Annotated in this window: 24 protein-coding genes and 5 tRNA genes; 26 read left to right on the forward strand and 3 right to left on the reverse strand. The window is 42.3% G+C overall.

Annotated elements, in window-relative coordinates; genetic code table 11:
• Nucleotides 1-207 precede the first annotated feature (207 nt).
• Nucleotides 208-1,368, reverse strand: coding sequence for a tail fiber domain-containing protein (locus EGM47_RS15965; RefSeq protein WP_124981843.1), 1,161 nt, complete (start codon nucleotides 1,366-1,368; stop codon nucleotides 208-210).
• A 238-nt stretch (nucleotides 1,369-1,606) separates the two neighbouring features.
• Nucleotides 1,607-2,638: a metal-dependent hydrolase gene (locus EGM47_RS15970; protein ID WP_317126907.1), complete on the reverse strand. Its 1,032-nt coding sequence runs from the start codon at nucleotides 2,636-2,638 to the stop codon at nucleotides 1,607-1,609.
• 113 nt (nucleotides 2,639-2,751) lie between these two features.
• On the opposite strand from EGM47_RS15970, the gene EGM47_RS15975 reads away from it, so the two are divergent.
• The gene (locus tag EGM47_RS15975) at nucleotides 2,752-3,213 is read left to right on the forward strand and encodes a ferritin-like domain-containing protein (protein ID WP_124981844.1); all 462 of its coding nucleotides are present in this window, start codon (nucleotides 2,752-2,754) and stop codon (nucleotides 3,211-3,213) included.
• Between the two features lie 324 nt (nucleotides 3,214-3,537).
• On the opposite strand, the gene EGM47_RS15980 is transcribed toward EGM47_RS15975, so the two are convergent.
• Nucleotides 3,538-4,401, reverse strand: coding sequence for an OmpA/MotB family protein (locus tag EGM47_RS15980; RefSeq protein WP_124981845.1), 864 nt, complete (start codon nucleotides 4,399-4,401; stop codon nucleotides 3,538-3,540).
• A gap of 426 nt (nucleotides 4,402-4,827) precedes the next feature.
• On the opposite strand from EGM47_RS15980, the gene acs reads away from it, so the two are divergent.
• The 25 genes from acs to rplL all read left to right on the forward strand — a co-directional run bounded on the left by acs (nucleotide 4,828) and on the right by rplL (nucleotide 24,054).
• Nucleotides 4,828-6,738, forward strand: a complete 1,911-nt coding sequence (gene acs / locus EGM47_RS15985) for an acetate--CoA ligase (protein ID WP_124981846.1) — start codon at nucleotides 4,828-4,830, stop codon at nucleotides 6,736-6,738.
• 404 nt (nucleotides 6,739-7,142) lie between these two features.
• Nucleotides 7,143-7,937 (forward strand): helix-turn-helix domain-containing protein, encoded by a 795-nt coding sequence (locus EGM47_RS15990; protein ID WP_124981847.1) that lies wholly within the window; start codon nucleotides 7,143-7,145, stop codon nucleotides 7,935-7,937.
• 79 nt (nucleotides 7,938-8,016) lie between these two features.
• Nucleotides 8,017-9,111 (forward strand): amidohydrolase family protein, encoded by a 1,095-nt coding sequence (locus EGM47_RS15995; protein WP_124981848.1) that lies wholly within the window; start codon nucleotides 8,017-8,019, stop codon nucleotides 9,109-9,111.
• Between the two features lie 162 nt (nucleotides 9,112-9,273).
• A complete protein-coding gene (locus tag EGM47_RS16000) occupies nucleotides 9,274-10,290 on the forward strand; it encodes a PLP-dependent cysteine synthase family protein (protein WP_124981849.1) in 1,017 nt (338 codons plus the stop codon).
• Between the two features lie 115 nt (nucleotides 10,291-10,405).
• Nucleotides 10,406-11,707: a DUF2851 family protein gene (locus tag EGM47_RS16005; protein WP_124981850.1), complete on the forward strand. Its 1,302-nt coding sequence runs from the start codon at nucleotides 10,406-10,408 to the stop codon at nucleotides 11,705-11,707.
• Between the two features lie 24 nt (nucleotides 11,708-11,731).
• Nucleotides 11,732-11,959, forward strand: coding sequence for a PspC domain-containing protein (locus EGM47_RS16010; protein ID WP_124981851.1), 228 nt, complete (start codon nucleotides 11,732-11,734; stop codon nucleotides 11,957-11,959).
• A 60-nt stretch (nucleotides 11,960-12,019) separates the two neighbouring features.
• On the forward strand, nucleotides 12,020-12,988 hold the full coding sequence (locus EGM47_RS16015) for a potassium channel family protein (protein ID WP_124981870.1): 969 nt from the start codon (nucleotides 12,020-12,022) through the stop codon (nucleotides 12,986-12,988).
• Between the two features lie 69 nt (nucleotides 12,989-13,057).
• Complete coding sequence (locus EGM47_RS16020) at nucleotides 13,058-15,142, forward strand: amino acid carrier protein (protein WP_124981852.1); 2,085 nt, start codon at nucleotides 13,058-13,060, stop codon at nucleotides 15,140-15,142.
• Between the two features lie 7 nt (nucleotides 15,143-15,149).
• Nucleotides 15,150-16,010, forward strand: a complete 861-nt coding sequence (locus EGM47_RS16025; protein WP_124981853.1) for a helix-hairpin-helix domain-containing protein — start codon at nucleotides 15,150-15,152, stop codon at nucleotides 16,008-16,010.
• 98 nt (nucleotides 16,011-16,108) lie between these two features.
• A complete protein-coding gene (locus tag EGM47_RS16030; protein ID WP_124981854.1) occupies nucleotides 16,109-17,278 on the forward strand; it encodes an acyl-CoA dehydrogenase family protein in 1,170 nt (389 codons plus the stop codon).
• Between the two features lie 130 nt (nucleotides 17,279-17,408).
• Nucleotides 17,409-17,603, forward strand: coding sequence for a 30S ribosomal protein S21 (gene rpsU / locus EGM47_RS16035; protein ID WP_124981855.1), 195 nt, complete (start codon nucleotides 17,409-17,411; stop codon nucleotides 17,601-17,603).
• Nucleotides 17,604-17,675: 72 nt separating this feature from the next.
• Nucleotides 17,676-18,560, forward strand: coding sequence for a tyrosine-type recombinase/integrase (locus tag EGM47_RS16040; RefSeq protein ID WP_124981856.1), 885 nt, complete (start codon nucleotides 17,676-17,678; stop codon nucleotides 18,558-18,560).
• Between the two features lie 20 nt (nucleotides 18,561-18,580).
• Nucleotides 18,581-18,880 carry a ribosome hibernation-promoting factor, HPF/YfiA family gene (gene hpf, locus EGM47_RS16045; protein ID WP_124981857.1) on the forward strand — a complete coding sequence of 100 codons (300 nt, stop codon included), beginning with the start codon at nucleotides 18,581-18,583 and terminating at the stop codon, nucleotides 18,878-18,880.
• Nucleotides 18,881-18,979: 99 nt separating this feature from the next.
• A tRNA-Thr gene (locus EGM47_RS16050) sits at nucleotides 18,980-19,053 on the forward strand.
• Between the two features lie 40 nt (nucleotides 19,054-19,093).
• Nucleotides 19,094-19,174, forward strand: a tRNA-Tyr gene (locus EGM47_RS16055).
• Nucleotides 19,175-19,264: 90 nt separating this feature from the next.
• A tRNA-Gly gene (locus EGM47_RS16060) sits at nucleotides 19,265-19,337 on the forward strand.
• Nucleotides 19,338-19,500: 163 nt separating this feature from the next.
• Nucleotides 19,501-19,572 (forward strand) — tRNA-Thr (locus tag EGM47_RS16065).
• A gap of 115 nt (nucleotides 19,573-19,687) precedes the next feature.
• Nucleotides 19,688-20,875, forward strand: coding sequence for an elongation factor Tu (gene tuf, locus EGM47_RS16070; RefSeq protein WP_124981858.1), 1,188 nt, complete (start codon nucleotides 19,688-19,690; stop codon nucleotides 20,873-20,875).
• Nucleotides 20,876-20,966: 91 nt separating this feature from the next.
• Nucleotides 20,967-21,039: transfer RNA gene (locus tag EGM47_RS16075), tRNA-Trp, on the forward strand.
• Between the two features lie 78 nt (nucleotides 21,040-21,117).
• A complete protein-coding gene (gene secE / locus EGM47_RS16080; protein WP_124981859.1) occupies nucleotides 21,118-21,312 on the forward strand; it encodes a preprotein translocase subunit SecE in 195 nt (64 codons plus the stop codon).
• Nucleotides 21,313-21,319: 7 nt separating this feature from the next.
• Nucleotides 21,320-21,874 (forward strand): transcription termination/antitermination protein NusG, encoded by a 555-nt coding sequence (gene nusG, locus EGM47_RS16085; protein ID WP_124981860.1) that lies wholly within the window; start codon nucleotides 21,320-21,322, stop codon nucleotides 21,872-21,874.
• A 70-nt stretch (nucleotides 21,875-21,944) separates the two neighbouring features.
• A complete protein-coding gene (gene rplK, locus EGM47_RS16090; RefSeq protein WP_124981861.1) occupies nucleotides 21,945-22,385 on the forward strand; it encodes a 50S ribosomal protein L11 in 441 nt (146 codons plus the stop codon).
• 11 nt (nucleotides 22,386-22,396) lie between these two features.
• A complete protein-coding gene (rplA, locus tag EGM47_RS16095) occupies nucleotides 22,397-23,095 on the forward strand; it encodes a 50S ribosomal protein L1 (RefSeq protein ID WP_124981862.1) in 699 nt (232 codons plus the stop codon).
• Between the two features lie 11 nt (nucleotides 23,096-23,106).
• Entirely contained in the window at nucleotides 23,107-23,622 is a 516-nt protein-coding gene (rplJ, locus tag EGM47_RS16100) for a 50S ribosomal protein L10 (protein ID WP_124981863.1), read from the forward strand.
• Nucleotides 23,623-23,676: 54 nt separating this feature from the next.
• The gene (rplL, locus tag EGM47_RS16105; RefSeq protein ID WP_124981864.1) at nucleotides 23,677-24,054 is read left to right on the forward strand and encodes a 50S ribosomal protein L7/L12; all 378 of its coding nucleotides are present in this window, start codon (nucleotides 23,677-23,679) and stop codon (nucleotides 24,052-24,054) included.
• The last annotated feature ends 46 nt before the right edge of the window (nucleotides 24,055-24,100 follow it).

Below are 24,100 nucleotides of genomic sequence, written 5' to 3' on the forward strand. Positions count from 1 at the left end.
TCCCAAGTTATACGGGATTTATTACACAAACGCTAATTCTCAAAATTTTTTGGCAAATAAATCCTTTGCTACAGCCTATTATTTCAATTTCACCTCTTTCTAAGCTTTTGTAATTTATACAGAGATTCACAACCTCTCTACAGTTTCTACCAACAGCAAAAGCCTTTGAACAATCAAAGGCTTTTGGTCCTTCAACTCTAACATATTTTATTCCTGCAAATTGGCAGCGGTCGATGCAGTACCAGCCGCGGCCTCGGTGTTCAATAAAGCCAATATTTTGGCGATATCCTTGGTGTTTTTCCGTAGTTGGGATTCCTGGTGATCAATGATCGCCTGCTGTTCACGAATGGCATTCACCAGCACTGGGATCAACTCTGAATAAGAAACACCCATCAGCTGTTCTGGTGAATCATCCACCGTGACAACTTCAGGAATCATGTCTTTTAGCTCTTGCGCCATAAAGCCTAAATGCAGTTCGCGTTCCTTGTCTTGCTTTAATCGATAACTATAGGATTTTAATGCCAGTACCTCTTTTAACCCGTAACTTATTTCTTCAATATCTTCCTTGAGCCTGCGGTCAGAGGCAACATTGGTATTTTGGGTGGCAAAAAGTCTTTGCCATCTCAGCTGTGTATTTCCAAGAGCTTTGTCTGCATTGGTGGCCGGATGAAAATCATTATCATCCATCTCGTATTCTACAGATCCTGAAAATCCAAAACCGAAATTTCCACTGACATCATTATTCTCGAAATACAAACTATTCAAGGGGGTTCCCGTGGTCGCATTGGTATATCTAAACATGGCTATTTCTGAGGTAAAGGCATTAGCTCCTTGCTTTTCTAGGAATAAACCATCATAGACGGCGGTACCCACGTTCAGGTGTAAACGCCAAACCGGACCCGGGGTGTTGATGCCTATACGTCCCAAGGTATTGATCCGCATTCTCTCGATACCATTGGTGGCTATCGCCATACTGGTGTTGTCTGTGGTTCCTAGGAAGTTCTGGCCCGCACCTGTTCCTGGTGTAGTTCCTGAGTTCCCTTCTGTGTTCCAAAATCCAGATTTATCATTGTCGGCTAGCAATTTCTCCCAAACACCTAAAGAATTATTCCAGTAATAAAAACCTTTACCGGTGGTTAGGTTTGTATTGTAAACCAACAAACTTTCTTCTATGGTGGCCGTGGTTACTGGGGCTTGGGTGCTTAAGTCGGCAATGTCCACACGTGGTATAAGCATACCTTTGTCGGCCGATTGTATCTCAAGAAGCGAACTTTCAGCAGGGTTGTCCGTTCCAATACCTACTTGAGCCATCGACAATGTCGCACCCGCTAGGAGGTATATAAATGAATTTAGGAGGAGATTTTTCATAGTTGAAGTATTTCAAGGGCATATACTACAAATCTAATGTATCTGTAGATAACTTTAAAAAATGGGTTAGATAACTTACATAGATTAAAATACGTAAAACACGGTTTAAATAAAAAAACTACATTTATTCTTTTAACCATGAACAAGTATTGTTTGGTTAGTGGTTCAGGGTAAATGGACACTTTTGCCTTATTTACAGTTGATCCCAGCAAATGTTAGCCATCCGTATTTACTAGGACTAATTTCCCTTGATGCGGTTCCATAAGTAAGACATCAAAAACTGGGCGTCTTCGACTTTCCTTTCTCTTTCTCGTGCTTGTAGTATCTCTCGTTCGTCGTAAAAGAGTTCGTAGGTAAAAACAAACTGTTCTTCACCTGGTGAAACCGGCATACGACCAAAGCGTAGGTCATAAAAATACCATTGCCCCTCCTCCTTGTCCATTAAATACCAGCCCTTGGTGATCTTGATCAAACGTTCCAGGTTTTCACGGGAAGCTGGATTTTTGGGTTGAAGCTCGCTCTCGCGTGACTTGGGATAGCGATCAAACTTGATAGGCTGGCTATCAAAAAAAGAATAATCTGCTATCAAATAAGCGTCCTCAGTCTCAATATTAGCATTCCATAAAATGGTATTAAAAGCTGCGGGTCGGGTGGAAATCTCTTTATAGGGGATATTTTGCTGTTCCAAAGCCTGGATAAATTGAGATAAGGCCAATTGTTTCAATACTATGCTCAGCAGCAGATAGCTTGTACTGTAGATAAGACCTATGTTATTGATTCGCTTTCGCGAAAGCGAACCACGCCTTAAAAACAAAACAGCGATCACACATCCTAAAAAGGGTAAGGTATATAAGGGGTCGATGACAAATATCGAATTCAAGGCCAACCTATTGTCTAATGGCCAAAGAAGTTGGGTTCCCCAAGTCGTAAAGATATCTAGCAATGGGTGGGTAAAAATAGCCCAGAAAAACAACCAGGCCCATGGTTTCCAACCCAGATTTTTTCTAGCTTCCACCATAGCTGTCAGTTGACCTAACACCGCTGCGGCTATAAAGGCAAATACAATGGAATGGCTGAATCCGCGATGCATTTCTGTGGCGGTAATGGTATCCGTAAAGTTACCTACCAATACATCCAAATCCGGAATCGTTCCAGCAATGGCACCATATAATAAAGCCTTATTGCCTGCTTTTGATCCCAAAACGGCTTCCCCCACAGCCGCGCCCAATACAATCTGTGTCAAACTATCCATGGTGGAAAGATACTTCATTCGTTCCTTGATGACTCAGCATCTGGAAACGGAGCGTTAAATACTTACCAACTCACAGTTTTTTAAGAGGCTTTACTTCATGATGATCTTATCTTTAGAAAAAACTAAACATTATGGAAACTGTAAAAACTGAAAAATATCTCAACGATTTGTTGGAAAAAACCTATGATGCAGAGCGCGGATATGCTTCTGCTGCCGAGGCTACTGAACATGTTCAACTGAAAAGATGGTTGGCAGAGCAGGGAGCAAGACGTACTCAGTTTGCCGCCTCATTGGCTGGAGAAATAAGAAACATGAACTCGACTCCTGAAACAGATGGTTCATTCAAAGGCGACATGCACAGAAGCTGGATGAATATCAAAGCAGCTTTAAGTTTGAACAAAGACGAGGCGATTCTGGAAGAATGTATCACTGGTGAAAAAGCCGCAGTTGAGGAGTATGACGATGTTCTTGAACATCGCAGCGAGCTACCATCTACAGTGGTAAGTATTCTGGAAGCACAGCGTGATGAGATCAAAGGCACGATTAACGAAGTTAAAACGTTGGAAAATATTGCTGATCAAAAAGATTTGTAATCCCAGTTAAAATTGAATGAAAAAGAGAAAGCCAGTCCGATAAGGACTGGCTTTTTTATTGAATTATCTCAAGCTTTATAAGACGTGTACCAACTTATAAAATGTATATGATTGGTTGTCAATCTACCTTTGGCTATCTACAATCCATTCAGCTGTCTGTGGGAAAGACAGACCGTTATACTGAAGTTTAAAACATAGCTTTCAACAGGTGTAATTTATAGAACGTAAGCAAACTACTCGCATTAGGTATTCAGATCACCACATAAAAAAAAAACAGCTTGCCCGAAAGCAAGCTGTTGATTTTTAAAGCCTTTTATCGCTGAATTATTTATCGTTTTCAGAGAGTACTTGGGTATCTTGTTCTAACATGGCAAAGAACTTATCCAAATTAGGCATGATCACAATCTGTGTACGTCTGTTCTTGGCCATATTTTCTCTATTATCGTTGGCAACGATAGGATCATAACTGGCTCTTCCCGCTACGATGAGCTGATCAGGAGATACACCAAATTTTTCTTCTAGTCTTCTGACAATTGCCGCACTACGCTCAGTACTTAAGTCCCAATTATCTTTAATATAACTTCCTTCTCTTACGGTACGGCTATCGGTATGACCTTCTACCAGTACTTCCAAAGATGGCTCTGATTTGACTACATTGGCAATGCGCTGTAGTATATCGTCTGCATCGCTTCCTACCCGATAACTGCTGTCCTTAAATAGCAAATCATCATCTATGTTGATCATGACCACAGTTTCCTCAACAGAAACGTTCAAGTCATCACCGCCTTCACCAGTACCAATTTTTTTGGAAATGTTATGGGCGATGGCAACATTCAAGGAGTCTTTTAAGGTAGTTGCTCCAGCCAACTTAGACGATGGTACATCCTGAAGGGTTCTGCGCATCGCTTTTTTGTTGTTCTCGGACAATACGAGGTCGCCGTCATCAGTGCTGACCATCATTCCATCCTTTTCACCTTTCAAGGTAGCGATCTTATCATTGTATCGCTCAACACGCATTTCAATTTGGGCCATCCTGTTTTCAAGATTTTCCTTTTCGACCCTGGTTTTTTGCAGTTCTGAAGTAGTATTCTGGTATTTATTTTCCAGTTCATTGTACTTCTTCTTAGACACGCAGCTTACAAGTAATGCTGCCGCCGTACAAGTGATAATAATAGGTTTGATATTCATAATACAAGGTTTATTTATATGGGCGAAATAACGAGCCTAGCCTTAAAGCCATTGCCAATCAAATATTAGACTTTTGTTAAACTCTGTTTACGTCCTGTTAAAGCACTCTGATTATCAATTAGTTAATGTAATTTTTGGCCAGCAGTGTTTTGTTAAGATATAGAGCAAATTTTAGAGTTCGTTGGGAATTTGGAGAAATGTTCTTAAGGGTAGGTAGGTCTTCCTGTCTACTCCTTTTGCTTCCCTTCGGTCGCGAAAGTTGACCCTTGATGCGTCGATGGTCTATTGTATATCATCGCAATGCCCATTCATTTCCAGCAATAGAAAGCAACAGAAAAAACAAGAATATGCAAACTTGATGAACTTCTCTCCAAGTGGATATCATTTCAAAAATGGATTATCTTTAGTTGTCCAAATCAGAACAGTATGAGTAACTACCATATCAAACACCTCGAAGAGTATTGGCAAGTCTATCGGAAATCAGTCCGGCATCCTGAACATTTTTGGGAAGAGATTGCTGAAGAGCATTTTGTCTGGAGAAAACGCTGGGACAAGGTGTTAGAGTGGGATTTTGACACACCCATTGTGAAATGGTTCCAAGGCGGACAATTGAACATTACCGAAAATTGTCTGGATCGTCACCTGGCTACCAGAGGCAACCAAACCGCCCTCTTGTTTGAACCTAACGACCCGAATTCACCAGCCGAACACATCAGTTATAGCGAGTTGCATCAACGCGTTTGTAAAATGGCCAATGTGCTTAAATCAAAAGGTGTCCAGAAGGGAGATCGCATTTGTATCTATCTGCCCATGATCCCAGAACTTGCTGTGGCTGTCTTGGCCTGTGCCAGAATTGGCGCTGTGCACTCCGTAGTATTTGCTGGTTTCAGTTCTACGGCTTTAGCGACCCGTATCCAAGATTGTGATTGCCGGATGGTGATTTGTAGTGACGGTTCCTATCGCGGAGAAAAGATCTTGGATTTAAAATCCATTGTTGATCAAGCCTTAGAGGAATGTCCAGAGGTATCCACGGTATTGGTGGTCCAACGCACCCTGCAGGACATAGCAATGGTCCAAGATAGAGATTTTTATATGGCCGATTTACTGGAAAAATCCAGTGCAGATTGTCCAATAGAGATCATGGAAGCTGAGGATCCGCTGTTTATTCTTTATACATCTGGATCCACAGGAAAACCTAAAGGAATGTTGCATACTACAGCAGGTTACATGGTTTACACTGCCTATACCTTTAAAAATGTTTTTCAATACAGGGACGGTGATGTGTATTGGTGTACGGCTGATATCGGATGGATCACGGGACACAGTTATATTGTTTACGGACCCTTATGTAATGGGGCGACATCCGTCATGTTTGAGGGAGTTCCTTCTTATCCTGATTTCGGGAGATTCTGGGAGATCGTGCAAAAACATAAAGTCAGCCAGTTTTACACGGCTCCTACCGCCATTCGGGCCCTGGCCAAGGAAAATGTGGATTATGTCAACAGCTATGATCTCTCTTCCCTCAAAGTATTGGGTACCGTAGGGGAGCCCATCAATGAAGAAGCCTGGCACTGGTACAATGAGAATGTAGGTAAGAAAAATAGCCCAATTGCCGATACCTGGTTCCAGACCGAAACCGGTGGCATTATGATCAGTCCCATTCCGTATTCGACGCCCACCATCCCCACTTTCGCGACTTTACCATTGCCGGGAGTTCAATTGGCTTTGATGGATCACGAACGTGAAGAAATTAAAGGCAATCAAGTTCATGGTAAACTTTGTATCAAATTTCCCTGGCCCAGTATGGCTAGAACAATTTATGGAGATCACGACCGCTACAGGGAAACCTATTTCAGTGCTTATGACCAAATGTATTTTACAGGAGATGGTGCGATGCGTGATGCCGTGGGATATTATCGCATTACTGGGAGGGTCGATGATGTAATCATAGTGAGCGGTCATAATATAGGTACAGCTCCCGTAGAAGATGCCATCAATGAACACCCGGCTGTTGCCGAAAGCGCCATTGTGGGCTATCCCCATGATGTAAAGGGTAACGCTTTGTACGCCTACATTACCCTCAAGGAATCTGGGGAAGATAGGAACCATGACAACTTGCGGAAAGAAATCAACGAACTCATACGCTCGAGGATTGGGCCGATCGCTAAAATGGACAAGATCCAATTTACCCAGGGATTACCCAAGACCCGTAGCGGTAAAATAATGCGTAGAATATTGAGAAAAATTGCCCACGATGAATCCAACCAATTAGGTGATATTTCCACGTTACTTAATCCAGAAGTGGTGGAGAGCATCATCAAGGGTGCGATGATTTAAAAATCAACATTACCAATACAACTCCATTACAGGAGGGTGATGTTAAAGGTGAGGTTAGCTTGAGGTTGTTCTAGCGACTGCATACCTTATGACCATAATTAAAGCATAGCATATCTATTTAAAGCTGTCAAAACCATATTGAGATTTCAAGGTTGGCAACAGGTTGAAAACAAAGATGACGCCTGATTTCCATGTCGTCAATGTGCGACAACTTATGGCAACCAACATCATGAGTGTGAAAAATTGAAAAGTAGGGGAATAAATGTATGTAAATGGTTTTCTTAGCTTTTTCAAGCTATTCAAGGCTTTGCCGTGTAAATGTCGGGTGAAAGAATCATTGAAACTTTGGAGTCATCTTCAACTTGTGGCTTGTATTGTTCCCACAAACACAAAATCCTTTTATCATGGAACAACCAGAATTAGGCATCTATATTGCCCAGCTTAGAAAACAACAGGGACTCACCCAAGAAGAATTGGTCGAAATGTGCAATATCAACGTGCGCACGATCCAACGTATAGAGAACGGAGAGGTCACACCACGCAGTTATACGATTAAAAACATTTTGGATGCTTTGGGCACCTCTATTGATGAGGTTTTTAAACCAGTTCAGAAAAACTCAAAACTTCAACCCCTTCAAGTCAATCAAAGCCTATTGGGTAATGGAATGGTGTGTGGGATTTTTTACCTGATCCTATCCACCCTTACTACCTGGATAGCGATAGCGGATCAATTTGATGGTAGTAAGTTAATTTCCTATAGCTGGTATATCATACTGAGTTTAGTAAGTTTCGCCGCATTGGTATTCTTTTATATAGGAGGGGTTAAATACGCCCAAGCTTTTCAGGCTAGACTTTTTAAACACGCATGTTACGGTTTTATGATTTTAAGCCTGCTCCTTGTATTTGTCGATGTGCTCACGTATATAGAGATTGTCGATACTTCCTCTGGTTTAGGATTGGCTTTGGCAACGCTATTGATCTTTATCTATGGTTTGGGTTATATGTTCTTGGGCGCCGGACTCTTTACGTATAGGAATTCACTAGGTGATCTAGCAAAATGGGCTGGAATATCCGCGCTCATAGGAGGTTTTGGCTATGTATTTATTTTACTTTTTCCTGTGGGGATCTTGTTCAGCTTTATTTTTGAAGTCATACTTATGATTCTCCTTTACCGGACTTGGGAACAATTGAAATCATGAACCATTACTGGGTTGTGTGAGGATGAGAAATAATTCTTGTAAATTTACCTGGAAACTTAACTCTTAAATCCAGATCGATTTGACCACAGCCCAAAAACTACGCATCAATGGCCATTCTCACCTGTTGCCGTACCCAGAAGAAATTCCTGATTTTATGCGGGAAAAAGGGATCTTTTGGGTAGATCCTGAACGTAAGAATATGCTTCAAAAAGGCTGGTCACGTCCAGTGACTGATTCCAGCTTTTTTCTGGATGAGAAATTGGAATGGATGGATAAATACAAGATTGATCATGCAGTCATTCTCAATTTAAGTCAACTTTACGGTAATGGATTGCGCTTAGAAGAAATGAAGCAGGCACTGCGATTCCAAAACGATTTCAATGCCAAAGTACAGCATGATCATCCCTCAAAATTTACCAGTGGTTTTGTAGTTCATCCAGGATTCGTGCGCGGTGCGCTCTGGGAAATTGAGCGATGCGTCAAGGTGTTGGGAATGAAATTACTCTGTTTGCCTACACACTATATGGATACTATCGGGCAGTGGCGCTGTATTTTTGATGAAGAAAATGAACCGATATTTGAGCTGGCTAGCGAACTCAACCTAGCGGTAGAGATACATCCTTACGATGGTGAGAAGTTTATTAAACTACAAAATACTTCTTGGAGGTTCCACCTGATCTGGATGCTCGCGCAGTGTGCTGATGCCTATCATTTTATGACGCTAAATGGGTATGCTTTCAAATATCCAGGTATGCGGGTTTGTTTTGCCCATGGGGGACAACTGGCTCAAATGAATCTGGGTAGGCGTATACAGGGTTTTGACGGACGACCGGATCTCTTTGAAGGAAAAACCCATCCCAGAAAATCAGTCGGACACCCCAATATTTTCTTTGATAGTTTGGTGCACGACACAGGCTCCCTTAAGTTACTGGTAGAAAATCAAGGCGCTAAACAAGTATTGGTCGGATTGGATGACCCTTATCCGCTGGGAGAAATGGACAGCGAAAAACAAAGTAGTTATCCGGGGAAAATTATTGACCTGGCCAAAGAAAGAAATATCATTACTGAGGAGCAAGCTGATGATATGTGGGACGAACACGTTACTCGTTGGCTCTTCGGTGAGGATGAATCTGCCAAAAACGCATTCTACAGGCGCATTCGCAGTAAGGCATAAGTTGCTTAGTTATTTAAGATATATCCTGACCGCACACTTCAAGTTGCCCATGTGGCCTATGCAACTCCTTCAAAGGATCTTGTTCTTGCTGAGGCATATTTTCTATACTACCATCCGGTTTTCCTGTGATATCTCCCTATTTTTGCAGCTCAAAAGTAGTGCATGAATTACGCAGAAAACATTTTAGGGACTATTGGTAACACACCTATGGTCAAGATGAATAAATTGGTAGAGGAAATCCCGGCTTTGGTTTTGGCCAAATACGAGACCTTTAACCCTGGAAATTCGGTCAAAGACCGTATGGGCTTAAAAATGATCGAGGATGCAGAGGCTGATGGAAGACTACAACCTGGCGGTACCATCATTGAGGGTACCAGTGGAAATACAGGGATGGGATTGGCGCTGGCTGCTATCATCAAAGGATACCAATTGATCTGTGTATTAAGCGATAAACAATCCAAGGAAAAGATGGACATTCTCAAGGCTGTAGGCGCTGAAGTGCATGTTTGTCCGACGGATGTCGCTCCAGATGACCCCAGATCCTACTATTCAACCAGTAAGCGATTGAGTGAGGAAATTCCCAACTCCTGGTATGTCAATCAATATGACAATCCTTCCAACTGTAAAGCACATTATGAAAGCACTGGACCTGAAATTTGGGAACAAACAGATGGTAAGGTTACCCATTTTGTGGTAGGTGTAGGAACCGGCGGAACTATCTCTGGTGTAGGAACTTATCTCAAAACCAAAAACCCCAACATTAAGGTATGGGGGATTGATACCTACGGTTCGGTATTTAAGAAATATCACGAGACCGGAATCTTTGATGAAAATGAGATCTATTCTTATGTCACCGAGGGAATTGGAGAAGATATATTGCCTAAAAACGTCAATTTTGATGTGATCGATGGATTCTTTAAAGTCACCGATCGAGATGCAGCAGTTTACACACGCCGACTAGCCAAGGAAGAAGGTATGTTTCTAGGCAATAGCGCTGGTGCTGCCATCAAAGGACTTAAACAGATCCACAAGGAAGTAGGTTTTACCAAAGACGATGTGGTGGTTATCCTATATCACGATCACGGTAGTAGATACGTGGGTAAGTTCTATAACGACGATTGGATGAAGAAAATGGGATATATGAATGAGGACGGTACTTACTTGCCTGATGAGAAATAAATCTTTCAAGGAGGAGCTGCTCATCCTGTACCCATTTTGCCTGCAATTCATGAATTGCGTGTAATTTCACTGTTTACAAATTTCGTTCATGACTGGATAGACTTAATTTTCAGTCATGAATGAAGATTTTATCCACTACCTCTGGAAATTTAAAAAGCTGAGTGGGCTCCATTTATCAACTACAACTGGCTTATCTATTCGTATTCTGTCTCTGGGAACCCACAATTACTTTGCTGGTCCAGACTTCTTCAATGCTAGGCTACAAATCGATGGACAGGATTGGGCAGGTAATGTAGAAATGCATGTCAACGCCAGCGATTGGTATCTGCATGGTCATGATGAGGATCCAGCTTACGACAATGTAATCCTGCATGTCGTGTGGAATCACGACGCAGAAATCACCCGCAGAGACGACATCAATATTCCAGTGTTAGAGGTTTCTACATATGTACAAAAGGAATTGGTAAAAGCTTATCGTCAAACCTTTGATTTTAAAAACAGAAAATTTATCCATTGCGAAAACCAGATTCAAGAGGTGAGTGATTTTACCTGGAAGTTTTGGCTGGAAAAGATCTACGTGGAACGGTTAGAATCAAAATCAACGCGTATACTTCCTATGTTGAAGGCTACCCAAAATGACTGGGAGGCCGTATTTTTTCAAATGCTGGCCCGTAGTTTTGGTACCAAGTCCAACGCCGATGCCTTCGAACAAGTGGCCACAAGTATGGAACCTGGACTACTGCGCAGATTAGCACGCGATAGCTTTAGGCTAGAAGCCGTGTTGCTGGGTCAGGCGGGATTACTGAATCAATCCTGTACTGATTCCTATTTCAAAAGTTGCCAGGAAGAGTACGCTTTCGCGAAAGCGAAACATCAACTCTCGCCATGCCTTACACCTATGACCTTTTTTAGGTTGCGACCGGCCAATTATCCGGGCATACGACTGTCACAACTCGCCGTTCTTTATTATCAGAGTCCGCTGTTGTTTGGTGAAATTCTCTTGGCGAATAAGAAAGAGGAAATTTACCAGCTTTTTGATATTCAGGCTTCTGAATATTGGGACACCCACCATGTGTTTGGCAAACCCACGGCTTTACGGAAAAAGAAATTGACGCCGGCGTTCATCGATTTATTGATCATCAATTGCATCGTACCCGTCAGGTTCACCTACGCCAGGTCCATGGGAAGAGACCCCACTGATGGTTTGCTGGACCTGATGTACAGCGTTTCCAGCGAGCAAAACAAGTGGGTGCAAAGTTTTGACCAACTCATGTCGGTAGAAGATGCTTTGCAGTCGCAGGCCGTACTTCAGCTGAAATCTCAATACTGTGACCGCAATCGGTGTTTGCATTGTGATGTAGGTCTTCAACTCCTCAGAAATAACAATGGAAAAGAATCGGAAACGGTCATGGATTGAGGCGAATTGACTATTTTTACCTTTATGGGATTAGTAACAAATCTTAGGCATTATATGGAGAGGTATGGCTTCTATGTCTCCACTCGAGTAGCCGATAGGCTGGGCATGCGGGCGCGGAATGTGCGTATCACCTTCATCTATTTCACCTTTGCGACCTTGGGAGCTGGTTTTGCTGTTTATTTGATCATGGCGTTTTGGTTAAAGCTTAAAGATTTGATTTATGTTAAACGGAGTTCTGTTTTTGACCTCTAATCTCTAAACTACTGGATCTTGCGCAATAAACTGACCATCGCCATTTTCTTGTTGCTTGCCATGCTGATCATAGGCGTGGTGGGGTTTAAATTGACCATGAATCTTTCTTGGGTGGATGCCTTGTATATGACGGTCATTACTATTACAACGGTAGGTTATCGAGAAATTGGAGAGCCCACCGAAAATGCCAAGCTGTTTACGATCTTTCTGATCCTTTTCAGTGTTGTGATTGTAGGTTATGCGGTCTCTGCCATCACAGAATATTTATTGTCCCGTAACAATCTCAAGGACATCAGAGAGCGTCGAAAACTCAAATATTTGGAATCTATGGAAAATCACATCATTGTCTGTGGTTATGGAAGAAACGGAAAACAGGCCATACAAAAACTTCAGGACTACAATAAGGAGTTCATCATCATTGAAAAAGACCAGCAGGTCATCGAGGACTCTGGTTTGGATGACGATTTTTTCTTTAGGGGTAACGCCAATGAAGATGAGGTGTTGATTAAAGCTGGAATCGAAAGAGCATCAACTTTGATCACTGCTTTACCTGAAGATGCAGATAACCTGTTTGTCGTTCTTAGTGCCCGTCAGTTAAATAAAGGTCTCAAAATTATCTCAAGGGCAAGCGAAGAGAATTCTTATAAAAAATTGAAGTTGGCCGGCGCCGATAACGTGATCCTGCCTGATACAATAGGTGGGCAGCATATGGCATCATTGATCGTTAGCCCAGATTTGATTGAGTTCTGGGACAACCTGAGTTATGGTGGTGATGAAGGCGTCAATCTTGAACAAATCAGTTTTGAACAGATGTTTGATGGAAAGCGCGAGTGCAATATCATTGATCTAGATTTAAGGCAAGAAACCGGATGTACGATCATAGGTTACAAATCTCCGGATGGGGAATACACTGTCAATCCCGATCCCAAAACTGTTTTAATTCCTGGTTCAAAGATCATCGTTGTGGGGAATTCTAAGCAAATTCAAAAGCTTCAGGATGTGTATAGAATCAACAATGAGGTAACATAAAGACTCTTAAAACTTTCAAAAAGCAAGATTTTTGTGCATATTGCCAGCTTATAAACATACGTTCATAAAATGAAGAAAATTTTCTTTCTGTTCAGCGTTCTGCTGACTTCCCTTTCGGCAAATTCTCAAGAACTTAACCTGAAGGCAACTACTTCCAATCCCAGCTCTAAAATCAATGATGGAGTCATCAGCATCCAGGTAACTGGAGGGCAGGGACCTTATACCTATAAATGGTCCAACCAAAGCACTTCCTTAAAATCTGATACTGCTACTGGACTTACCGAGGGTGTTAATTACAGTGTTGAAGTTACCGATGCTAATGGTGAGCATACCGCTGGTGTCTACACCGTAGAAACTGAAAGTGTGGTAGAGGTTCTTAATGGTGCCGCAGTACCAGCAGTTGGCTTCTTGGGGGATATTTTGTTTTGGGATCCATTTTCGGCCATAGGAATTTATGACCCAGTAGTGTATGCAGAAGCAAAAAACATCGCCATCCCTGGTTGGGAAGCTGGTGATTTAAATAAATACACTTTAAAGCAGTGGCTTAAAGCCGATGGCGCCAAAGTTAAAAAAGGTGAGCCTGTGGCGATAGTTGGGGTTGAAGGTGGAGATGATCTTAGGGTTATCGCCCCAGCCAGCGGAACTTTTAATCACTTAAAAAGTAGAGGTGAAGAGCTTACTGAAGGAGATGTGATTTTTAATGGGCAAAATTCTGAAGACATTATTGAAACTGGTGCCCACTTGTTCTCGCAAGTAGTATATGATGAGAAAGTCCCATTATTGCATCCCAATGGAGATGTACAACAAAAGGGAATTCCATTTATCGTGGTATGGTTAGTATTGGGTGCTTTGTTCTTTACCATCAGAATGGGCTTTATCAATTTCAGAGGTTTCAGACATTCGATTGATTTAGCCAAGGGTAAATATGATGATCCTACTGCTCCAGGTCAGGTAACTCACTTCCAGGCGTTGGCGACAGCGGTTTCTGGAACTGTAGGTCTAGGAAATATTGCCAGTGTGGCAGTTGCTATCTCTATCGGTGGGGCGGGAGCAACTTTTTGGATGATCATCGCTGGATTGTTAGGGATGTCTTCCAAGTTTGTAGAATGTACCTTAGGTGTTAAATACAGATTCATTGCCGAGGACGGTTCAGTCTACGGTGGACCTATGAACTATTTGAGATACGGTTTGGCCAAGCAAAGTAAAAAAGGACTTGGAAAGATCCTTGCTGTAATGTTTGCGGTGCTTGCGATTGGCGCTTCCTTTGGAGGTGGTAATATGTTCCAGTCCAACCAAGCCTTTGAAGGTTTGGCTACTCAGTTTACCTTTATGGAAGGTCATGGACTTATATTTGGGATTGTTACGGCCATCTTGGTCGGGGTGGTAATTATTGGTGGTATCCAAAGTATCGCTAAAGTTACCGGTAAAATCGTACCCTTTATGGCCAGTGTGTATATCATCGCCGCATTAGCTGTCATTATCATCAATATTGAAAACGTTGGACCAGCATTTTCTGCCATCATCGATGGTGCCTTTAGTCCTGCTGCTATTAAAGGTGGTATTATAGGAGTGCTGATTGTTGGATTCCAAAGAGCTGCATTTTCCAATGAAGCGGGTGTGGGATCTGCTGCAATTGCCCACAGTGCTGCCAAAACACACCACCCACCTTCAGAAGGTTTCGTGGCCTTGTTGGAGCCGTTTATTGACACAGTTGTAGTATGTACCCTGACTGCCCTGGTATTGATATTCACGGGTATGCACGAAGTAGAAGGAATGACGGGCGCACAGCTTACCTCAGATGCATTTGGAAGTGTGATCTCTTGGTTCCCTTACGTGTTGGCAGGTGCTATATTTCTATTTGCCTTTAGTACGATGATTAGTTGGTCCTACTATGGTATGCGTGCCTGGACTTATTTGTTTGGAAAAAGTAAAGGTGTTGAGATTACCTATAAAATTATCTTCCTGGTATTTGTTGTTATTGGATCTTCAGTTTCTCTAGGAGCTGTGCTGGATTTCTCTGATATGATGATTCTGGCGATGTCCTTCCCTAACATCATCGGATTGTACTTGATGTCTGGTGAAGTACGCAGGGATCTCAACGAATACTGGCGTAAATTAAAAGCAGGTCAACTAGGTCTTAAGACCGACGAGTAAGCATCCTATGAAAATATTAAAATCCCTCTTTGCGTTTGACAAACGACAGCAAAGGGGGATTTTTGTATTGATGGGCCTCTTGCTCATCGCTATTGGTGCCTATCTCTGGACTTCCACCAGACCCGTTCCACCATTGCAGATGCAGGACCTGAGCATATATCAAGGGCGTATTGACTCCCTTAAGAAACTTGAGACAGTTTCCAAGGATACTATTTATGCCTTCAATCCTAATTATATCACAGATTATAAAGGATACCGTTTAGGTATGGGGCTGGAGGAGATAGATCGGTTGCACCGCTTTCGCGAAAGCGGACAATTCATCAACTCCAAAGCACAATTCCAGCAAGTCACCAAGGTCAGCGATCAATGGTTGGATAGCATTGGTCCGTATTTTAAGTTTCCTTCCTGGGTGAATTCGTCCCGTAAACAACAGTCATCCCAGAGAACTTCCTACACCAAAACCATCGTTCGTACGGATATCAATCAGGCCACCGCCGAAGAGTTAAAAAAAGTTTACGGTATTGGTCCTGCTTTGTCCAAAAGGATACTTGAAGAGAGGGAGCGAGTCCAGGGCTTTATTGATCGTTCACAAATCAGCGCGGTTTACGGACTCACGGACTCTACCATGCTACAATTAGACAAACATTTTTACGTACAACTTCCTGCCGATTTCAAAAAACTAGCCTTAAATACGGCTACCCAGGACGAACTGTTAAGGATCCCTTATTTTGACGACTACCTTGTGAAGCAATTGATCCAGCAGCGAACGCTTAGGGAAGGTTTTGATAGCTGGGATAAAGTCCTGTTAACCTCCAGGTTTCCACAAGAGAAATTAGCCCTAATTCAGCTATATTTGACACTGGACTAAAAAACCTATAGAATTAATCCGAATATCGTGATGAAGCTTTGCTTTTGAAAAGGAATATGCAATCAGCTCGGATCGGATGAAAAACATTAAATCTTTTTATGTATTCAAAATATTTTACCGAGGAGCACCTCGCCTTTAGACAAAGTTTTAGGGATTTTCTACAAAAGGAAGCTGTTCCGCATATCGATCGCTGGGAAGAAACCGGTCAAATAGACCGAGAAATCTTTGAGAAGATGGGTGAGATGGGCTATTTTGGATTGTACTATCCCGAGCAGTACGGTGGATTGGATCTTGATTTCTTTTATACCGTTATTTTCTTGGAAGAAATGCAGCGCATCAATTCTGGAGGCTTTGCTGCAGCCATGTGGGTTCAAGCTTTTTTGGGCGCCCAGCATTTATTGAAAGAAGGTGACGAGCGTATCAAGCAAGAGTATCTGGTGCCAACATTAACTGGAGAGAAAATAGGTTGTTTAGGGATTACTGAGCCTTTCGGCGGAAGCGATGTGGCAGGAATGCGTACCACAGCGGTAAAAGATGGGGATCATTATGTGATAAATGGGTCAAAAACATTTATTACCAATGGTGTATATAGTGACTATCTTGTTATAGCTGCCAAAACAGATCCAGATGCCAAGGGGCGTGGAATTTCCATTTTTGTGATGGACCGAGAGACACCAGGCATCAGTGCGACCAAACTCAATAAATTGGGTTGGAGGGCAAGTGATACCGGAGAGATAGGTTTTGACAATGTGAGAATCCCAGCAGAAAACTTAATGGGAGAAGAAGGGAAAGGGTTTCCTTATATCATGCAACATTTTGCCTTGGAGCGACTGATCATGGGGATCAATTCCCACGCCCGCGCCGAATACGCTATAGAGTACACCATTCAGTACATGAAGGAGCGCACAGCTTTTGGTAAATCTCTAGACAAGTTTCAGGCCTTGAGGCACAATATTGCCGATATGGTGAGTGAGGTAGAAATGGCCAAGAATTTCAATTATTCCATCGCAGAGGAGTTGGATAAAGGATTATATCCAGTTAAAGAAGCCAGTATGTCTAAATTGGTTTCCACTAAAATTGCCGATGAGGTAATTTATAAATGCCTTCAATATCTAGGCGGGTATGGTTATATAGAGGAATATCCTTTGGCCCGTATGTGGCGTGATAGCCGTTTGGGTCCTATAGGTGGTGGGACTAGCGAAATCATGAGAGAGATCATTGCTAAAATGACCTTGGATGGAAAGGACTACAAGCCTGCCGCTGGGTGATAATCAGTTAGAAAGTTGTATCTGTTCAGTGTACCCAGGCCGGGAATATTCAGGAATTTTGTAGGTAGTGCTGTTGAATTTAAAAATATAGTGTATTTTTGCCGTCCCAAAGAGAGGAGGTGATGACCCTATGTTAATAATACCAGTAAAAGACGGCGAAAATATCGATAGAGCCCTAAAGCGTTTCAAAAGAAAATTTGATCGTACGGGAAAAATGCGTGAGTTGCGCAGAAGACAGCAGTTTACAAAGCCTTCTGTAGCCAAACGTGCGCAAAAGATTAAAGCCCAGTATATACAACATTTGAGAGATCAGGAAAACATCTAGGTTTCCTTATCCTTTCAGAAAGTTTGAGCCGCTTGACGTAAATTGATACATTTACGGTAAGCGGTTTTTTTTATGTATCTACAGGAGTTTTTAGATTATCTGGAATTGGAACGTCATTATTCCAAACATACACTGGAGGCCTATGCCAGAGATCTCGATCAGTTTATAGCTTATTTGGAAGAGGAAATGGTGGATGATATCAAAGAGGTAAATTACAGTCTTATACGTGGCTGGATTGCTTCTTTACTGGAAGACGGCGTTACCAGTCGAACGGTTAATCGTAAATTATCCTCGCTTAAATCTTATTTCAAATTCCTCAGACGTACTGAAGTATTGGAGCGTAATCCAATGCTGCAGCACAAAAGCCTCAAGGTTTCCAAAAACGTTCAGGTGCCATTTTCAAAGGAAGAGGTTTTTCAATTGTTGGATGCTCCCTATGATGTGGCCGATTTTGAATCCTCAAGAGACAGGTTGATGATCGAGATGTTATACGTAACAGGTATACGTAGAGAAGAGATGATCACGCTTAAACTGGTCGATGTTGATGTGGCTCATGGGCAAATTAAAGTTCTCGGTAAGCGCAATAAAGAGCGGTATGTGCCAATGGTCAATTCTATGAAGAAGCATATCCAGTCCTATCTGTTGTTGAGGGAGGCAGTCACTCGTGAGGATACCGAGGAGTTTTTTATCACGGCCAAGGGCGTTAAAATTTATTCAAGTCTTGTTTATCGAGTGGTAAAATCTTATTTTAGTAAGGTTTCCTTGAAGGTAAAGATCAGTCCGCATATCTTGCGTCATACCTTTGCGACCCATCTATTAGATGAGGGTGCTGATCTTAATGCGGTCAAGGAACTGTTGGGGCATGCCAGCCTGTCTTCCACGCAGGTGTATACGCACAGTAGCATGGCGGCCTTGAAAGGGGTATATAGCGATGCACATCCCCGGTCAAAAAAATAATAACCTCAAAATATGAGACTATGAAGGTAAACACCCAAGCCGTTAATTTTGATGCAGATGTTAAGCTCATCAATTTTATTCAGAAGAGGATGGACAAGCTGGAGCAGTTCTACAGCAAAATCATCAATGCTGATGTGTATTTGAAAGTTCAGAAGACTTCAGCGCCAGAAAACAAAATTACTGAGATCAGATTATTTGTTCCAGGCGATGATATGGTGGTCAAGAAAACTTGTAAAACATTTGAGCAATGTGTGGATGAATGTGCAGCATCACTGGAGCGTCAATTAAAGAAGCGGAAGGAAAAACTCGCAGCTCATTAAAAAAAGGCAAAAAAATATTTTGACAATTAAAAAATAGGCTTACATTTGCAGTCCGTTAGAAATAGCGGACTTTTTTTTGGCAGCAAAAAAGGGTCAAAAGCCGATGTAGCTCAGCTGGCTAGAGCAGCTGATTTGTAATCAGCAGGTCGTGGGTTCGAGTCCCTCCATCGGCTCTTGAAAGATTGAAAAAATTGAGTTCTTTTTGAACTTGTAGGGGAGATACTCAAGCGGTCAACGAGGACGGACTGTAACTCCGTTGGGCAACCTTCGCAGGTTCGAATCCTGCTCTCCCCACAACCTTTTCGCGAAAGCGAAAATGGCCGATTAAAATCGGTTGGGAATTTGACATTTTGAATACCATTCTGTTTTTTAAACAGATAAATTGCGAGAGTAGCTCAGTTGGTAGAGCGTCAGCCTTCCAAGCTGAATGTCGCCGGTTCGAACCCGGTCTCTCGCTCTAAAGGACTGATGTGTTAAGATAAACTGTGTTTGTCTATAAGCTTGGGTCTGTAAATATCTAAAGTCGGCAGGCGTTGTAATGCTTTTGTCGATGATTGATCAAGACCTTGTTGAATAGCGGGTTTTAAGTCAATATGTCCACTCCTTATTGTAAGGGTTTTGCCGGTGTAGCTCAGGGGTAGAGCGTTTCCTTGGTAAGGAAGAGGTCACGAGTTCAAATCTCGTCATTGGCTCTGTTAAGATAACAATAGGTCTCATTTGAGGCCATTACTAGTATAGGCTGATTTGGTTTTAGCTCCGGTCGGTTCTTTTAAATTGAAACACTAATATAAACTAAGATTATAAGTTATGGCTAAAGAAACGTACGATCGTTCGAAACCGCACCTTAACGTAGGGACTATTGGTCACGTTGACCACGGTAAGACTACACTTACGGCTGCGATTACTAAAGTGCTTGCAGATGCTGGTCATTCTGCTGCGACAAGCTTTGAGCAAATTGACAACGCACCTGAAGAAAAAGAGCGTGGTATCACAATCAACTCTTCACACGTTGAGTATCAAACTGCAAATAGACACTATGCACACGTTGACTGTCCAGGTCACGCCGATTATGTAAAGAACATGGTAACTGGTGCTGCTCAGATGGACGGTGCGATTCTTGTTGTTGCTGCAACTGATGGTCCTATGCCACAAACTCGTGAGCACATCCTTCTTGGTCGTCAGGTTGGTATCCCTCGTATTGTTGTATTCCTTAACAAAGTGGATATGGTGGACGATGAGGAGCTGCTTGAGCTTGTTGAGATGGAAGTACGTGATCTATTGAGCTTCTATGAGTATGACGGTGACAACGGACCTGTTGTTTCTGGTTCTGCTTTGGGTGCTCTTAATGGTGAGCAAAAATGGGTTGATACCGTTCTTGAGTTGATGGATGCTGTTGACAACTGGATCGAAGAGCCTGTACGTGATATGGATAAGCCTTTCTTGATGCCTATCGAGGATGTATTCTCTATTACTGGTCGTGGTACTGTTGCAACTGGTCGTATTGAGACTGGTGTAGCTAACACTGGAGACCCAGTAGAGATCATCGGTATGGGTGCTGAGAAGTTGACTTCTACCATTACTGGTATCGAGATGTTCCGTCAGATCCTTGATAGAGGTGAAGCTGGTGACAACGCTGGTATCCTTTTGAGAGGTATTGAAAAGAATCAAATCTCTCGTGGTATGGTAATCACCAAGCCAGGATCTGTTACTCCACACGCTAAATTTAAAGCTGAGGTGTATATTTTGAAAAAAGAAGAAGGTGGACGTCACACTCCATTCCACAATAACTACCGTCCACAGTTCTACGTACGTACAACTGACGTGACTGGTAACATCGCTTTGCCTGATGGTGTAGAGATGGTAATGCCTGGGGACAACTTGACTATTACAGTTGACTTGATCCAGCCTATCGCCTTGAACCTTGGTCTTCGTTTTGCTATCCGTGAAGGTGGTAGAACTGTAGGTGCAGGTCAGGTAACTGAAATTCTAGATTAATCATCTATTTCAATACACTAAGTATCCCATCTTTGCGATGGGATACTTTCCCTTTATATAAGGGATGGTGATCAACCTTTAGGTTGGTTATGCGGGTTTAGCTCAGTTGGTAGAGCACTGGTCTCCAAAACCAGCGGTCGTGAGTTCGAGTCTCTCAGCCCGTGCAAGAGTAAAAGGACAGAGTTCCTGTGGTCTATGATCACGCTAATGGCAGGGCAATCCTGCTTCAATAATATAGAATTATGGGATTGATAACATACTTTAAAGAGTCATACAATGAGTTGACTAACCATGTCACCTGGCCAACTTGGGCCGAGACGCAGAAGTTGACCATCACGGTGGCTGTTTTTTCCATTGTCTTTGCCTTGATCATTGCCGGAATCGATTTTGTGTTCAAAACGGCGATTGAGAATTACTTTAATTGGTTAGAATCTTAATCTAGGGATGGCTGAAGAAAAAGATGTAATGAAGTGGTATGTGGTCCGATCCGTCAGTGGACAGGAAAATAAAATTAAAGACTACATAGAATCAGAGATCGCTCACCATAATCTTAGTGATTATTTGCAGCAGATCTTGGTTCCTACCGAAAAGGTAGTCCAGATACGTAACGGAAAAAAATACAACAAGGAAAAGGTGTACTTCCCTGGTTATATCATGATTCAAGCACGTCTTGAAGGTGAAGTTCCTCACATTATTAAATCTGTCAATGGAGTGATAGGATTTTTGGGGGAGACCAAAGGCGGTGATCCGGTGCCCTTGAGAAGAACAGAAGTAAACAGAATGCTTGGTAAAGTCGATGAATTGGCTGAGCAGACTGACAATATAGCGATTCCATTTAAGACGGGTGAAACCATCAAGGTAGTAGACGGTCCTTTCAACGGTTTCAACGGAACTATTGAGAAGGTGAATGAAGAGAAGCGAAAGCTGGAAGTAATGGTTAAGATTTTTGGCCGTAAGACCCCGCTTGAGTTAAGCTATATGCAAGTAGAGAAAATATAAATGTTACAGTTTATAGGTGATAAATAAGGCTTCCACTTTATTATCATCAAATTAGTGAAATTAATTAGAAATGGCTAAAGAAGTATCTAAGGTTGTAAAATTACAAGTTAGAGGTGGAGCAGCAAACCCATCTCCTCCTGTAGGACCTGCGCTAGGTGCGGCTGGTGTTAATATCATGGAGTTCTGTAAGCAGTTTAATGCCAGAACCCAAGATAAAGCCGGTAAAGTGTTGCCGGTGGCGATCACTGTTTACAAAGACAAGTCTTTTGACTTTGTAATCAAGACCCCTCCAGCAGCAGTACAAATCCTGGAAGCAGCAAAACTAAAAGGAGGTAGTGGTGAGCCCAACCGTAAGAAAGTAGGATCGATCAGCTGGGATCAAATCCGTGTGATCGCAGAGGACAAAATGCCAGACCTTAATGCATTTACAGTAGAGAGCGCCATGAGAATGGTTGCTGGTACTGCTAGATCAATGGGTGTTAACGTCAAAGGTGGAAACGCACCTGCTTAAAACTTGTAACAATGGCAAAATTAACAAAGAATAGAAAGGCAGCTAATGCAAAATTGGACAGGTCGCAGACTTACTCCGTTGCTGAAGCTTCCAAATTGGTAAAAGAAGTTTCAAACACAAAATTTGACGCTTCTGTAGATCTTGCCGTGCGGTTGAATGTGGATCCACGTAAAGCTAACCAAATGGTTAGAGGTGTGGTAACCCTTCCCCATGGAACAGGAAAAGACGTAAAAGTTCTAGCATTGGTAACTCCAGACAAAGAAGCAGAAGCTCAGGAAGCTGGAGCAGACTATGTAGGACTTGACGAGTATCTGGATAAGATTAAAGGCGGATGGACTGATGTGGATGTGATCATCACCATGCCTAGCGTGATGGGTAAACTCGGCCCTTTGGGACGTGTGCTTGGGCCTCGCGGCTTGATGCCTAACCCAAAGACCGGAACGGTAACCATGGATGTAGCCAAGGCTGTATCTGATGTAAAAGCTGGTAAAATTGACTTTAAAGTCGATAAAACCGGAATCGTTCACGCATCTGTAGGTAAAGCATCTTTTGATGCAGAAAAGATCGCAGGAAACGCAAGAGAATTAATCAATACACTAGTTAAATTAAAACCGACGGCGGCAAAGGGTATTTATATCAAGAGCATCTTTATGTCTAGTACCATGAGTCCTAGCATTGAGATTGACGCCAAACGTTTTGCAGACGACTAAAAATCTAGATCATGACAAGAGAACAAAAAGGAAATGTTATTCAAGATTTGACTGCTACGTTAGGTGAGAATTCAACTATTTATCTAGCAGATATCTCAGGCCTTAATGCCTCTGATACCTCAAATCTACGCAGAGCTTGTTTCAAGGCTAATGTAAGCCTTGCCGTGGTCAAGAACACACTTCTTGCCAAGGCAATGGAGGCTTCGGATAAGGATTTTGGTGAATTGCCTGAATTGTTGAAAGGCAACACCTCTATCATGCTTTCTGAAACAGCAAACGCGCCTGCCAAGGTGATCCAAAACTTCCGTAAGAAATCCGATAAGCCTGTGCTTAAAGGAGCTTATATAGAAGAGGCCATCTACGTAGGAGATGATAAGATCGACGCATTGAGCGAGATCAAGTCTAAGGAGGAGATGATTGGAGAAATCATCGGACTTCTTCAAAGTCCTGCCAAGAATGTTGTTTCAGCACTTCAATCAGGTGGTGGAAAACTTGCAGGAATTATCAAAACTCTATCTGAAAGATAGAAACAAATTAGTACGCACTTAATTATTTATAAATTTTATTAAAACGATAGAAAAATGGCAGATTTAAAAGATTTCGCTGAGCAGTTGGTTAACCTAACTGTAAAAGAAGTAAATGAATTAGCAGACATACTTAAAGAAGAGTATGGTATCGAGCCTGCAGCTGCTGCTGTAGCTGTTGCAGCTGGTGGTGGAGCCGCTGGTGGTGATGCTGCTGATGAGCAAACTGAATTTGATGTAATCCTTAAAGCTCCAGGTGGCGCTAAGCTAGCTGTTGTTAAACTTGTAAAAGAACTTACAGGTGCAGGATTGAAAGATGCTAAAGAACTTGTTGATAACGCACCTTCTCCGATCAAAGAAGGTATCGCCAAAGACGAGGCAGAAGCACTTAAAGCCCAGTTGGAAGAAGCTGGAGCTGAGGTGGAGTTGAAGTAATTTTTCTCTACCCAACAATATCGGTTTAGACCTGTGGGCGGCGCTC

The sequence above is a fragment of the Nonlabens xiamenensis genome (genome assembly GCF_003865345.1).
GTDB lineage: Bacteria > Bacteroidota > Bacteroidia > Flavobacteriales > Flavobacteriaceae > Nonlabens > Nonlabens xiamenensis.

Excerpts from the sequence above, each read along its gene's own strand:
- EGM47_RS15965 (WP_124981843.1), bottom strand. The coding sequence starts at position 1,368 with ATGAAAAATCTCCTCCTAAATTCATTTATATACCTCCTAGCGGGTGCG.
- EGM47_RS15970 (WP_317126907.1), bottom strand. The coding sequence starts at position 2,638 with ATGAAGTATCTTTCCACCATGGATAGTTTGACACAGATTGTATTGGGC.
- EGM47_RS15975 (WP_124981844.1), top strand. The coding sequence starts at position 2,752 with ATGGAAACTGTAAAAACTGAAAAATATCTCAACGATTTGTTGGAAAAA.
- EGM47_RS15980 (WP_124981845.1), bottom strand. The coding sequence starts at position 4,401 with ATGAATATCAAACCTATTATTATCACTTGTACGGCGGCAGCATTACTT.
- acs (WP_124981846.1), top strand. The coding sequence starts at position 4,828 with ATGAGTAACTACCATATCAAACACCTCGAAGAGTATTGGCAAGTCTAT.
- EGM47_RS15990 (WP_124981847.1), top strand. The coding sequence starts at position 7,143 with ATGGAACAACCAGAATTAGGCATCTATATTGCCCAGCTTAGAAAACAA.
- EGM47_RS16000 (WP_124981849.1), top strand. The coding sequence starts at position 9,274 with ATGAATTACGCAGAAAACATTTTAGGGACTATTGGTAACACACCTATG.
- EGM47_RS16005 (WP_124981850.1), top strand. The coding sequence starts at position 10,406 with ATGAATGAAGATTTTATCCACTACCTCTGGAAATTTAAAAAGCTGAGT.
- EGM47_RS16010 (WP_124981851.1), top strand. The coding sequence starts at position 11,732 with ATGGGATTAGTAACAAATCTTAGGCATTATATGGAGAGGTATGGCTTC.
- EGM47_RS16015 (WP_124981870.1), top strand. The coding sequence starts at position 12,020 with ATGCTGATCATAGGCGTGGTGGGGTTTAAATTGACCATGAATCTTTCT.
- EGM47_RS16020 (WP_124981852.1), top strand. The coding sequence starts at position 13,058 with ATGAAGAAAATTTTCTTTCTGTTCAGCGTTCTGCTGACTTCCCTTTCG.
- EGM47_RS16025 (WP_124981853.1), top strand. The coding sequence starts at position 15,150 with ATGAAAATATTAAAATCCCTCTTTGCGTTTGACAAACGACAGCAAAGG.
- EGM47_RS16030 (WP_124981854.1), top strand. The coding sequence starts at position 16,109 with ATGTATTCAAAATATTTTACCGAGGAGCACCTCGCCTTTAGACAAAGT.
- rpsU (WP_124981855.1), top strand. The coding sequence starts at position 17,409 with ATGTTAATAATACCAGTAAAAGACGGCGAAAATATCGATAGAGCCCTA.
- EGM47_RS16040 (WP_124981856.1), top strand. The coding sequence starts at position 17,676 with ATGTATCTACAGGAGTTTTTAGATTATCTGGAATTGGAACGTCATTAT.
- hpf (WP_124981857.1), top strand. The coding sequence starts at position 18,581 with ATGAAGGTAAACACCCAAGCCGTTAATTTTGATGCAGATGTTAAGCTC.
- tuf (WP_124981858.1), top strand. The coding sequence starts at position 19,688 with ATGGCTAAAGAAACGTACGATCGTTCGAAACCGCACCTTAACGTAGGG.
- secE (WP_124981859.1), top strand. The coding sequence starts at position 21,118 with ATGGGATTGATAACATACTTTAAAGAGTCATACAATGAGTTGACTAAC.
- nusG (WP_124981860.1), top strand. The coding sequence starts at position 21,320 with ATGGCTGAAGAAAAAGATGTAATGAAGTGGTATGTGGTCCGATCCGTC.
- rplK (WP_124981861.1), top strand. The coding sequence starts at position 21,945 with ATGGCTAAAGAAGTATCTAAGGTTGTAAAATTACAAGTTAGAGGTGGA.
- rplA (WP_124981862.1), top strand. The coding sequence starts at position 22,397 with ATGGCAAAATTAACAAAGAATAGAAAGGCAGCTAATGCAAAATTGGAC.
- rplJ (WP_124981863.1), top strand. The coding sequence starts at position 23,107 with ATGACAAGAGAACAAAAAGGAAATGTTATTCAAGATTTGACTGCTACG.
- rplL (WP_124981864.1), top strand. The coding sequence starts at position 23,677 with ATGGCAGATTTAAAAGATTTCGCTGAGCAGTTGGTTAACCTAACTGTA.